At 33.3% G+C, this 12,947-nt stretch carries 7 protein-coding genes and 1 pseudogene; 7 read left to right on the top strand and 1 reads right to left on the bottom strand.

Translation table 11 applies throughout. The features are described from left to right. Positions 1 to 10: 10 nt before the first annotated feature. From dapB to CJ192_RS00890, 3 genes and pseudogenes are all read left to right on the top strand, one after another. Positions 11 to 736 (top strand): annotated as a pseudogene (gene dapB, locus CJ192_RS00880) (4-hydroxy-tetrahydrodipicolinate reductase); the annotation flags it as partial. Position 737: 1 nt separating this feature from the next. Next, entirely contained in the window at positions 738 to 1,694 is a 957-nt protein-coding gene (locus tag CJ192_RS00885; protein ID WP_102197416.1) for a diaminopimelate dehydrogenase, read from the top strand. Between the two features lie 193 nt (positions 1,695 to 1,887). Beyond that, positions 1,888 to 7,734, top strand: coding sequence for a G5 domain-containing protein (locus CJ192_RS00890; RefSeq protein WP_244897258.1), 5,847 nt, complete (start codon positions 1,888 to 1,890; stop codon positions 7,732 to 7,734). A 16-nt stretch (positions 7,735 to 7,750) separates the two neighbouring features. Here the strand turns inward: CJ192_RS00890 and CJ192_RS00895 are convergent, their stop codons facing one another. Continuing rightward, entirely contained in the window at positions 7,751 to 8,695 is a 945-nt protein-coding gene (locus CJ192_RS00895) for a diacylglycerol/lipid kinase family protein (RefSeq protein ID WP_102197417.1), read from the bottom strand. A gap of 87 nt (positions 8,696 to 8,782) precedes the next feature. Here CJ192_RS00895 and CJ192_RS00900 point away from each other — a divergent pair, with 87 nt between their 5' ends. The 4 genes from CJ192_RS00900 (at position 8,783) to CJ192_RS00915 (ending at position 12,942) form a co-directional block, all read left to right on the top strand. After that, positions 8,783 to 9,139, top strand: coding sequence for a PaaI family thioesterase (locus tag CJ192_RS00900; RefSeq protein WP_004818894.1), 357 nt, complete (start codon positions 8,783 to 8,785; stop codon positions 9,137 to 9,139). A 120-nt stretch (positions 9,140 to 9,259) separates the two neighbouring features. Beyond that, positions 9,260 to 10,582: a sodium-dependent transporter gene (locus CJ192_RS00905; protein WP_102197418.1), complete on the top strand. Its 1,323-nt coding sequence runs from the start codon at positions 9,260 to 9,262 to the stop codon at positions 10,580 to 10,582. Between the two features lie 18 nt (positions 10,583 to 10,600). After that, positions 10,601 to 11,917, top strand: a complete 1,317-nt coding sequence (locus CJ192_RS00910; protein WP_102197419.1) for a sodium-dependent transporter — start codon at positions 10,601 to 10,603, stop codon at positions 11,915 to 11,917. Positions 11,918 to 11,985: 68 nt separating this feature from the next. Further along, entirely contained in the window at positions 11,986 to 12,942 is a 957-nt protein-coding gene (locus CJ192_RS00915; protein ID WP_244897259.1) for a CapA family protein, read from the top strand. The last annotated feature ends 5 nt before the right edge of the window (positions 12,943 to 12,947 follow it).

Consider the following 12,947-nt stretch of genomic DNA (forward strand, 5'->3'; position numbering starts at 1 on the left):
TTATGAAAATTTATTAGACTTTCATTTAAAAAATAATACAGATGCAATAATTGCCCTTGGCACAACAGCAGAAGCCGCTTGCCTAACAGAAGAAGAAAAATTAAAAATTGTTGATATAAGCGTTGAAAAAATTCAAGAAAAATCAGATGTAATTATTGATTTCTCATCAAAAGATAGCCTAAATCAACTTTTGACCTATGCCACAAAAAATAAAATTCCCCTAGTCCTTGCTTCAACAGGTTATGATGAAAAAGACCTAGGAAATATAAAAAAAGCCAGTGAAAAAATCCCAATAATTCAAACAGGAAATTACTCCTTGGGTGTAAATGTTATAGTCTATGTATCAAAAATTTTGGCAAACCTATTAGAAGGATTTGATATAGAAATAATAGAAGCCCACCACAATAAGAAAAAAGATGCCCCAAGTGGTACAGCAAATATGATTTTTGATGCAGTAAACCAAGCAAAGGGAGGAAATTTAGAAAAAATTTATGGAAGAAGTGGCTTTACAGAAAATAAAGATCCAAACGAGGTTGGCATCCATGCCCTAAGAGCAGGAACAATAAACGGAGACCATGAAATTATTTTTGCAGGTCAAGATGAAGTCATAAAACTTTCCCACCATGCCCAAAGCAAAAAAATATTTGCCCTAGGATCATTAAAAGCTGCGAAATATATAATAAAAGAAAAAAAGGGCTTAATTGATATAAAAGATGTATTAAATATAGGAGAATAAGATGATAAGAATAGGAATAGTTGGTTACGGAAATTTAGGAAAATCTTGTGAGAAATTAGTAGAAAAAACTGAAGATATGAAACTTGTAGGAATATTTTCAAGAAGAGAAATAAAAAAAGACGGCTTTTACAAAATAGAAAATATAGAAAAATTCAAAGATGACATTGATGTTTTGATTCTTTGTGGATCCTCAGATAAGGACATAAGAGTCCAAGCTCCACTCTTAATCAAAAATTTTAATACAGTAGATAGCTTTGATACCCACAAAAATATCCCGTCATATGAAGAGAAAATGGGAAAGCTTGCAGAAGAAAATGAAAAAATAGCAATAATATCTACAGGCTGGGATCCAGGTTTATTTTCAATAATTAGAACATACTCAGAGGCCATTCTAGAAGAAGGAAAAACTTACACTTTTTGGGGTAAGGGCATAAGCCAAGGTCACTCTGCAGCAGTAAGAAATATTGAAGGAATAAAAGATGCAAGCCAATACACAATTCCAAAAGAAGAATTTATTGAAAAAATAAAAAATGGAGAAAATCCAAAATTTACTCCAGAAGCAGCCCACATTAGAGAAGTTTTTGCAGTGGCAGAAGAAGGCTATGACAAAAAAGACCTAGAAGAAAAAATAAAATCAATACCAAATTATTTTGACAAATACCACACCATAGTCCACTTCATAAGCCAAGAAGAACTAAATAAAAATCATAAGGGCATGCCTCATGGGGGAAAAGTAATTAGGGTAGGACAAAGTCCAAACCAAAACCAATCAACCATAGAATTGTCCCTAGTCTTAGAAAATAATCCAGACTTTACAGCAGCAGTAAACATAGCCTACGCAAGGGCAGCCTACAAGCTAAAAAAAGAAAATAAAAAAGGAGCCTTTACAGTATTAGACATAGCTCCAAAATATCTATTAAAAGAAACAAGACAAGAATTAATAAAAAAATTCATATAAAATTTTCCCTCCGTACATATAAGGAGGGAATTTTTAATTTATAAAACTTTTTAAATGCCTTAGTTTTTTTAAAAAAAGATAACAAAAAAATAATAATAAATAAAAATGGAAAAACCTATGACATAATTTTTTGTCATGGTATAATGATACCAAGTTTGTACTAAATTGAAAATAAAGTAAGAAAGGTAAAAAAATGAACAAGAAAAAAGATATTATAGCATTGGCCTTATCTGTTTCATTTGTAATGGGAGGCGCAAGTATAGCCCAAGCAGATGAAATAAATCCAGATAACCCAAGCTATATAAGTGAAAATCAACAAAGAGAAGATGAACCATCTGTTCAAAATCTTGGAAATGATGATAAAAATATTACAGAAGTAAATAATTCTGACACAAAAGAAGAAAATCTTCTTCTATCAGAAGAAAAAACACCTGAAGCTCAAGGAGCTGGAGAATCTGGAAGTCAAGCTCAAGAAGATAAAAACCTTCAAAAAGCAGATGATCCAAACTATGGTGAAGATGAAGGAAAAATCAAAGACTACGATGGATCTGAACGTTATAAACAAACAGACCTCCAACCGGGAGATCCAAATCAGACTCAATATAAAACTGATGAGAAGAAAGTAAAAGACGGTTTTAAATTCGAATTTAAAAACCCATCTTCTACATCACCAAGTAAGACTGAATATGGTTACCAAATTACCATAGACAAGAAAACTGGTCAAAGAACCTATACCAGTATTACTGTTACAGACGGTGGAAAGGTATCTGTACCAACAGGTGAAAAACCTATGATGGGCCAAGGAGAAAAACTTACTCCTGAATCTCCTGATGTAACATACCAACCAACAGAGAATAGTACGATGGACAGTGCTGGACCACAAAGAAATTTAAACTACGAAGCCAGCGAAGAAACCCTAAAGCACATTAATAACAAAGAAAATTCTTCCACCTCCTTTGGTATGAAGGATAATTACACTCAAGATAACCCAGGAGTTAAGTTTTTTGCTGGTAACTTCGCCTTAGGTTACAAGGTAAATCCATGGCCAAATGAAAATGATAAGCTTGAGCTATTAAAATTAAATGGGTCCTACAACAAAAAGGTTTTTGTCCAAGGCCAAGATATAGATACCGGAATCAAGGTAGATAATATTGATGAAAATGCCAAAGAAAGACTAGTAGGCCAAGTTTATAACCCAATTACAGGAGATATTGTTCCCGGAGCAAGTGCCTATATTGGAGATAATGGCAATATCCACATCAAGATGCCGGAAGGTGCCCTAAAGAAGGATGAATCTGGTAAAACTATCATCAATGAAGACTCAATCTTCAATACACCTGACTACAAGGCCCTTCAAAACCTTGATGTCAAATTCTTTGCCCGTCCAAGAACAGCAGAAGAATTTAAAAAGATAGCAGAAACACCAGACGAATTTGGTTACACAGGAACCTACACAGGATCAGAGGCAGGTACTTCCGACATCAATCATAAGGGAACTAATGTCACAATTGACAAGCAAGGCATCGACCGCTACGACCACTACAACCTAATTGGTGGCTTCAAGCTAAACCTAGATGATACAAGATACTATGACCAATCATTTGAAGATGGCAATGGTAAGGATACATCTAAGGTGACATCATCAGAAGTAAAACCAGGCGAACCATTTAAGGTAGGTATGGTAAAACCAGAAAAACCAAAAGAGACTGATAAGTCGGCAGCTGAAATGAATGCAGCTGAAGGCAGGGGAGAAGCTTCAGGTAGGCTTATCATGGACTTTATAAACAAAGAAAATAAAGGCAAGGCACCAGAAGACCAATGGAAAGTTGAATTAGGCAAGGGTGACATTGCAAACTTTACAATCACACCTCCAAAGTCTGCCAAGGCAGGAGACTTTGTAGCTATCCCTATAGAATACACCTACACAAACGGGTCAAAGGACGTACACTGGTTCCACTTTGTAGTCCAAGAATCAACTTATATCAAGCCAGAATACGATGCCCAAGTTAACTTCCCAGTTAATGAGCAAACATCTGAGGCAAAAGTAACAGAAGATGGTAAGAGATTAACACCAGAACACTACACTCTTCCAGACACCCTAGAAACTGATGAAGCCGGCAATAAACTAGCTACAGATGATAAGGGAAATAAATGGACTGTAAAAGTTGATGAAAAAACAGGTAAAGTTTCTGCTAAGCCAGTGGACCCTACAGCCTTTGACGGTGGAGAAAAACTTACAGTACCTGTAGTTGCTCACTATGTAGATGAACAAAAACCAGGAGAGGACATAACCGAAGAATCATACGCCTACTTCGTAATCGAAGAAAGAGCAAACATGACCGCTCGTTATAATGCAAAAGCTGGTAAATCAGGAGATAAGCTTTCTTCAGATGTAATCCTAAATACAGAAGATCATTACAACAGAAGACCAGGTAAGTTTACCATTGATTCACCAACCTACACAGATGATAAGGGTAATGTTTGGAATGTAAGTATCGATGAAAAAACTGGTAAGATAACTGCTACAGTACCAAATGCTGAAGAAGGCAGGACAGTAGACGGAGCTCTCCTAAATGTACCAGTAACAGCTCATTATTATGAAGAAGATGGCAAGCTAGAAGTAGGCACAAAGAAGACAGAAGCTCAATTTATGGCTTATGGGACTAACGGAAAAGTTGAAAAAACTGAAGAGATTCCTTTTGAAACAAAAGTAGAAAAAGATCGAAATCTTAAAAAAGGCGAAATCAAAGTCATCACCGAAGGTAAAAAAGGATCTAAGAAAGTAACCTATACAATCGAAGATTCAAAAATTACAAAAGAAGATGAGCAAGAACTAGAAGCACCTCAAGAACGTCTAATCCACGTTGGTGAAGGTGTAAATGACGGTACTCACAAGATTGAAGAAAAAGTTGAAGTAGGTTTTGAAACTGAAATCCAATTTGACGACAGTCTTGCTCCAGGGGAAACCAAAGAAATTCAAAAAGGTGAAGCCGGAGAAAAGAAGAGGGATATCACTCTTACAATCGAAGATGGCAATGTAACAAAGACTGAAACAGGAGAATTTACTGAAACAAAGGCTCCTACAAAGAGAATTATAAAAGTAGGTAGAAATACCGAAGGCAAGGTAGAACACAAGGAAGAATTACCATTTAAATATAAGGTTGAAGAAGTAGATACACTTAAAAAAGGTGAATACAAGATCGTAAAACCAGGTAAGGTTGGTACAAAAACAACAACTTGGACAATCAAAAACTCCAAAGTCGATGGCGAGCCAACCGTCACAGAAGACCCTGCAGAAGATGCCCTAATCCAAGTAGGTAAGGGAACAAATGAAGGTACTCACGAAATAGTTGAAAAGAAAAACATAGATTACAAGACCGTAATCGAATACGATGAGAACCTAGATGCTGATCAACAAGAAGTTGTTAAGGAAGGAAATCCAGGAGAACAAGAAAGAACAAACACACTTGTTATCAAGGATGGAAAAGTTTCTGAAACTAAAGAAGGCGAATTTAAAACAACTAAAGAAGCAACTGATAGAGTTGTAAAAGTTGGTACAAAACCAGTAACAAAAGTTGTAGAAAAACCATTCAACACAGAATATGTTTATGACGAAAACCTCGAATCTGGAAAGACTGAAGAAGTGACTCCAGGTAAAAATGGCAAGGTAACTATTACAACAACTTATGATAAGGACCAAAAGAAGGTCGTAACTTCTGAAACAGAAGAAGAAGGTCAAAACAGAGTTGTTAAAATCGGTGGTAAGACTAATGGTACTGAAAAAATCAAAGAAGAAATTCCTTTTGAAGTAGAAGTTAGAAAAGACCCATCACTTAAGAAGGGCGAATGGAAATATGCTACTGATGATGAAGGAAATGAATTAAAGGGAGAAAAGGGAGAACAAGAAAAAAACCTAACTATCGTTAATTCAAAGGTAACAGAAACATCTGAACCAATAGTAACAAAGAAGGCTAAGAAGGCAGTAATCTTAGTTGGTGATGAAGACTTCACAGGCAAGATTAAATCTGTTGACAAAGACCCAATTCCATTTGAAACTGAGGTAACAGTTGATCCTAGCCTAAAACCAGGTGAAATTGTAGAAGATCAAAAGGGAGAGCTAGGCGAACAAGAAACCGAGCTAACAAGAGAAATTAAAAATGGTACAGCTGGTGAAGAAGTTCGTGGAGAAACAAAACGAACAAAAGAACCAGTTAAAAGAAAGATTAGAGTTGGTGCAAAATCTGATGGAACTCACACTTACACCAATAAGAAACCATTTGAAGTAGAAGTAAGGGTAAACCCTGAACTTAAGAAGGGTGAACACAAGGTAGTTCAAAAAGGTGTTGAAGGTGAAGAAGAATTTACAGTAACTATCGAAAACTCTAAAGTAACAAAAACTTCAGAACCAAAAGAAACAAAAGCACCAGTTAAAGAAATTATCGAAGTGGGTAGTGATGACTTTACAGGTACTTTTGAAACTAAGAAAACTAAAGCAGTTGAATTTGAAACTGAATATATCGTAGATGAAACTCTAGAACCAGGTAAAACAGTAGTCGATAAAGAAGGAAAACTTGGTGAAGAAGAAATAACTGTAACTCATACTATAGTAAATGGAAAAGTAACTAAATCAGAAGAAAGTAAACCAGTACAAACAAAAGCTCCAGAAAAGAGAATTGTAAGAGTAGGTAAGAAACCATCTGAAGGTGAAACTACAAAGACTATCGAAAGAGAAATTCCTTATGAAACAAAAGTAATCTATGATGAAAACCTTGAAGCTGGATTCCAAAAAATCGAAAATGAAGGAAAAGCAGGCAAGGAAGAAGTTACAATTACCCAAAAGATAAAAGATTCTAAGCCAGTTGGAGAAGCAACAGAAACTACAAAGACTATCATAGAAAAAGAAGATAGGGTAGTTAGAATCGGTGTTAAGCCAGTTGTTAAGGAAACTGAACTTGGTAACAACACTGAGTATAGACACAACCCAGAGCTTAAAGCTGGTGAAGAAAAAGTTATCGAAGAAGGCTCTAAGGGATCTGTGAAATATACAACAACCTTCAATAAGGAAACTGGTAAGCTTGAAGTAAAAGAAGAAAGAACTGAGCCAAAGAATAGAGTTGTAGAATATGGTTCTAAGACTGATGGCGAATTCACTTACGAAAGCGAAAAAGCTTACGATATCATCATTAGAGAAAACCCAAATCTTGAAGCTGGAAAAACTAAGGTCATTCAAGAAGGAAAACCAGGTAAGACAGAAACCACTGTTAAGATAGAAAACAGCGAGGAAGTGTCAAGGGATACTAAGACAATCACAGAAAAACAAGATAAGATTATAGAAATCGGAACTAAAAATGTCTGCGAAATTCCACCAGTAAAACCAGAAGATCCAACAAAACCAGACGAAAAAGATCCAGAAGATCCAAATAAACCAGGCGAAAAAGATCCAGAAGATCCAAATAAACCAGGTGAAGAAAATCCAAAAGATCCAGAAAAACCAGGCGAGGAAGATCCAAAAGATCCAGAAAAACCAGGCGAAGAAGATCCGAAAGATCCAGAAAAACCAGGTAAAGAAGATCCGAAAGATCCAGGAAATCCAGGCGAAGAAAAACCAAAAGAACCAGGCACACCAGGTGAAACACCAGAAAAGCCAGGTGAACCAAATAAACCAGGAAACCCAGGTGAAGAAGATCCAAAAGATCCAGGAAATCCAGGCGAAGAAAAACCAAAAGAACCAGGCACAACAGGCGAAACACCTGAAAAACCAAATGAACCAGGCACACCAGGTGAAACACCAGAAAAACCAAATAAATCTGGACAAAGACCTGAAAATCCTAAAAAACCTGAAGATAAAAATGTAAATGAAAGTAAAGATAAGCAAATTAATCCATCAAGAAAATTGGAGAAAACAAAAACAGTAATAAATAAGGATAATACTAATAAAAATCCAAGTACTGGAGTTGCAAGCTTATCAACAGTTTTATCAAGTCTAGGAATTTCATTGTCAGCTTTGGGCTTTTCAAAGAAAAAAAGAAAAAATAAATAAGAACAATAAAAAAATGTTAGATTTTTAGTCTAACATTTTTTTGTGTCTTATCAAAATAAGTCCAAGTCAAGGAATTTTCTAGTATTTGAAAATTTATTTTCTTACTTTCAAATATTTCACCGTCAATATTGGCGAGTATTTTTTCACTTGACCTTATTTGACCCTTTTTAATTTTTATTTCGTCTAAATATTTTGATTTTTCCAATAAACCAAACTTGTACCTAATAATAAGGGAAGGCAACAAAAGATTTGGTAGTTTTTTGGCATAAACTAAGTTTAAAAGTCCATCATCAATCTTTGCACTTGGGGCAGGATTAAAACCAGACCCATAATAGCCACCATTGCAGATAGCAGATAGTAAAAATTTATCTTCAAATTCTATAGCCTTATTATCCTTATCATAAATTTTAAAAGATAGGTCCTTGTAGGATAAATGTTTTAGAGCTTTTATAACTCCAAGAAGGTAGGCTTTTTTTCCTAAATGTGGATTTTTATTCAAAAATTCATAAGCTTTTTCTAATACTAGGGTATCAAATCCTATGGAGAGAACATTTATACCGATTTTATTGTTTACTTTTATTAGGTCGATTTTTCTATCTTTCAAATTTAAAAGATTTTCCACTTTAAAATTTTTGTAGGAAAAGTTTTTGGAAAAGTCGTTTCCTGTTCCCATCGGTATAAGGCCTAGACTAGTATTTTCTAAATCATTTTCGTATATTACATTTGCAATTTCATTTAAAGACCCATCTCCACCTGCAACTATTATTGTTTTTTTTAAGTTTTTGTATTTATAAATAAAATTTTTGGCAGCAATTTTCCCATGGTCTTTATAAGAAGTGTGAATAATTTCTACATTTTCTTCTAGGTCTTTTTTATTATATATTTTTTCTATATCATGTTTTTTTATATCGAACTCGGTTTTTCCAGCCTTAGACGATAAAATAAATAAGATTTTTCTCATAAAATTTCCTTTGCCTATAAATTATACCATTTTTATATTTTTTACAAAAAATGATATAATTGCCCTATTGAATAGAAAGGAAGTTTTATGAATTTTGTTGATTTTTTAGAAATGGAATATGTAAAAGGCGATGATGGATCTATAATTACAAAAATTCCAATCAAGGATTATTGTATGAATATTAACGGCATTATCCATGGGGGCGTAACTATGACCTTGATTGATACGGCTTGTGGCAAAGAAGCTTCTAAATATTTTGATGGAGAATTTGTGACTAGCGACGGCTATGTTAATTTTTTAAGGGCAGGTAAGGATACTGAATTTTTGTATGCAAAATGTATGGCAAAAAAAGTTGGTAGTAGGCTAATTAATATTGATTGTGATGTTTTTGATGATAGGAGAAAAGTGATTGCTATTGGCAGGTTTACTTTTATGAAATTGTAGGAAAATGTTGTATTTAATTCTTTTTTAAATTTATTTTACAAATTTGAAATGTATGATATAATGAAACAAGTTCAATAGGACACCAACACCTTGGTGTACTAAAGTAAAAAGGAGTTAAATATGAACAAGGAAAAAAAATTTTCATCTAGGTTAGGTTTTATCCTAACAGCAGTAGGAAGTGCCGTGGGCATGGCAAATGTTTGGGGATTTCCTTACAAATTTCAAGAAGGTGGGATGTTTTTCTTATTATTTTATTTAGTTTTTGTTTCTCTTTTTGCTTATGTAGGTTTATCAAGTGAATTTGCAATAGGTAGAAGAGCTGAAACTGGAACATTGGGCTCTTATGAATATGCCTTAAATTCAAAAAATAATAATAAAATTCATTCTTTTTTTAGTAAAAATATAGGGATTTTACCTTTGATAGGGTCTTTATTTATAGCTATAGGATATGCTGTTATAGTTTCTTATGTCTTGAAGGCCTTGGTGGATTCTATTACTGGTGAGCTTATGGTTGTTAATACCAAAACTTGGTTTGAGTCTTTTGCTAATAAAGATTATTCTGTAGTTTTTTATCATTTTATTATAATTTTAGCTACACTTCTAACATGTCTTAAGGGAGCTCATACTATTGAAAAATCTAATAAGATCATGATGCCATCATTTTTCATTTTGTTTTTAATTATTGCAATTTTTATTTTGACTTTGCCAAATGCTATTGATGGTTACAAGTATATGTTTAGGTTTGATTATGATAAACTATCTTTAAATACAGTGATAAATGCTATGGGTCAAGCTTTCTTTTCTCTTTCTGTTACTGGAAGTGGGATGATTGTTTGTGGATCTTATCTAGATAAAAAGGAAGATATTTTATCAGCAGCAAAATCAACAGCAATTTTTGATACCTTGGCGGCCCTTTTATCATCTTGTGTTATTGTTCCATCTATTTTAGTTTTTGGACTTTCACAAGCTGGTGGTCCTGGTCTTTTGTTTGAGGTCTTGCCAACAATTTTACAAAATATTAGGGGTGGAAGAATTTTTGCTATAATTCTTTATACAGCAGTTGTTTTTGCAGGAATTTCTTCTCTACAAAATATGTTCGAAGTAATTGTTGAATCATTGATGCATAGATACAAAAAAATAAAGAGAGTTTATGCTTTACTTATTATTGGTCTTATTACATTTTTGGTTGGTATGAATATGGAAACAATAGGAAAATGGGGCCCATGGATGGATCTTGTGTCAATTTACATTATTCCAATAGGAGCATCAATTGGAGCTATAACTTGGTTTTATTTTTGGAAAAAAGAAGAACATTTGGAAGAAGTCAATATGGGAGCTAAGAAAAAAGTTGGAGAAAAATGGCACAAGCTTGGAAAATTTGTATATGTTCCAATAGCTATTGGCCTATCAATACTTGCCTTAGTATTTAAGGTTACTTTTTAAAATTTATGGAGATTAATAATGGAAAATAATTCGAAATTTACTAACAAATGGGGATTTATTATGGCATGCGTTGGAAGTGCAGTAGGACTTGCCAACGTATGGGCATTTCCCTACAAAATAGGAATGAATGGGGGACTATCTTTTTTATTACCTTATTTGTTCTTTGTATTTTTATTTGGTCGTGTGGGACTTTCTGCAGAAAGTGCAGTTGGAAGAAAATATAAGTCAGGTCCTATGGGAGTTTTTAGAGAAGTTTGGAAATCTAGAAACAAGGAAGGAGTTGGAAGAGTTTTAAGATGGATTCCCTTGGTTGGAGTTGTTCTTCTAGCTATTGGATATACTGTTGTAATTACTTATGTTCTTAAAGCTTTGATTGATTCGATAACAGGAACTTTGTTAACTCAAGATCCTAATCTTTGGTTTGAATCAATTTCTTCAAAAGATTTTGTTTTAGCAAAAGAGCATTTCTTATTAATAATTATAGTATTTTTCACGCTTGCCTATGGAACAAAGGGAATTGAAAAAACAAATTCTTTTATGATGCCATTATTCTTTATTTTATTTATAATTTTGGCAATAAGAATTGCATTTTTAAATAAGGCTATTGAAGGGTACAAGTTTATTTTTACAATGGATCCTAGAAAATTACTTGATATAAGATTATGGATTGCTGCAATGGGACAAGCCTTCTTTTCCCTATCAATTGTATCAACGGTAATGGTTGTTTATGGGTCATACCTTCCTGATAGTGAAGATATAGTTCATTCATCAACAATAACATCAAGTCTTGACACAACAGCAGCCATGCTTTCAACATTTGTAATGCTTCCTGCAACTTTCGCCTTTGGCTTTTCCCAATCAGAAGGACCAAAATTAATTTTTGTTGTATTACCAAAAGTTTTACAAGAAATAGCAGGAGGAAGAATTTTTGCAATAATTTTATACATTGCAATTGTATTTGCAGGAGTTTTATCTGTTCAATCAATGATTGAAACAGTTGCCGAAGCAATAACATCAAAATTTGAAAAATTAAACAGGCTTCATGTTTTAATTGCCCTAATGACAATAGTATTTGTTTGTGGATTGTTTTTACACCCAATAGCAAAATGGGGTACTTGGATGAACTTTGTAACAATTTATATCCTACCTATTTCTGCTATTATGGGAGCTATATCATGGTTTTGGGTTATGAAAAAAGAAGATTTGTTAGAAGAAATTAATAAAAATGCAAAATATAAACATGGAGATGGCTGGTATAATTTGGGAAGATACTTTTATGTCCCACTTGCAGTAATTCTTTGTATAATTGCAATCAGATATCAAATTTCATTTTAATATTACATTATTTATAAAATAATATATAATAAAGAAAATATATTGATTTTATAAATAAAGGAGTAGAAATGAAAAAATATAGGAAAATTTTAAGTCTTTTATTAGTTTTTTTAATGGCATTTTCTTTATCTTCTTGTAAAAAACAGGATGGAAAATCTAATATTTCTTCAGATATTTCTGTTTCAAATAAGGAAGTAAAAAAAGAAAATGATAAGAACAAGGGCATTGTAAAAATTGATAAGAAAAGGCCTAAAAAATTTGATGAGAAAAGTAAGGATGAAATAATTAATATAAAAGCTGGTGGAGATTTGATGGCTCATATGGGCCAAGTTGACTATGCTAGAAATTATGGAAATGGTAAATATGATTTTTCAAATCAATTTGAATATGTAAAAGATTTTCTATCAGATTCAGACCTTACTATTGGAAATTTTGAAACAAGTGTAAGTAAAACTAGAGAACCTTCCGGATATCCTCAATTTACAACACCAAAAGAATATATTAGAGATATAAAGAATGCTGGTTTTGATATGCTATCAACAGCCAACAACAACTCAGTAGATTCTTTTGAAGAGGGTATTTTTGATACAATTGATGCTATGGATGAATATAAAGTAGCACATACTGGTACAAGAAAACCAGGAGAAGATAGGTTTATTTATAGAAATGTTAAAGGATTAAAAGTTGCCTTTATGTCTTATACTTATGGAGTAAATGGACTTGATAGTCTAGTTACAGAAAATAAACCCGAAGATGTAATCAATTATTTAGAGCCAGAAAAAATAAAAGCTGATATAAAAGAGGCTAAGAAAAATAAGGCAGATTTAATAATTGTTTATCCTCACTGGGGAGTTGAATATCAATCTTATCCAACAGATGAGCAAATAAAGCTTGGAAGAGATATGATAGATTGGGGAGCAGACCTTGTAATAGGAAACCATCCTCACGTTACTCAACCTGCTGAAAGGTATAAGACTAAAGATGGAAAAGAAGGATACATGCTTATTCTTGTGGAAATTTTATAGCTTGC

This window comes from Anaerococcus hydrogenalis (assembly GCF_002871895.1).
In the GTDB taxonomy this organism is placed as follows: Bacteria; Bacillota; Clostridia; order Tissierellales; family Peptoniphilaceae; genus Anaerococcus; species Anaerococcus hydrogenalis.

Excerpts from the sequence above, each read along its gene's own strand:
- CJ192_RS00890 (WP_244897258.1), top strand. The coding sequence starts at position 1,888 with ATGAACAAGAAAAAAGATATTATAGCATTGGCCTTATCTGTTTCATTT.
- CJ192_RS00895 (WP_102197417.1), bottom strand. The coding sequence starts at position 8,695 with ATGAGAAAAATCTTATTTATTTTATCGTCTAAGGCTGGAAAAACCGAG.
- CJ192_RS00885 (WP_102197416.1), top strand. The coding sequence starts at position 738 with ATGATAAGAATAGGAATAGTTGGTTACGGAAATTTAGGAAAATCTTGT.
- CJ192_RS00910 (WP_102197419.1), top strand. The coding sequence starts at position 10,601 with ATGGAAAATAATTCGAAATTTACTAACAAATGGGGATTTATTATGGCA.
- CJ192_RS00905 (WP_102197418.1), top strand. The coding sequence starts at position 9,260 with ATGAACAAGGAAAAAAAATTTTCATCTAGGTTAGGTTTTATCCTAACA.
- CJ192_RS00915 (WP_244897259.1), top strand. The coding sequence starts at position 11,986 with ATGAAAAAATATAGGAAAATTTTAAGTCTTTTATTAGTTTTTTTAATG.
- CJ192_RS00900 (WP_004818894.1), top strand. The coding sequence starts at position 8,783 with ATGAATTTTGTTGATTTTTTAGAAATGGAATATGTAAAAGGCGATGAT.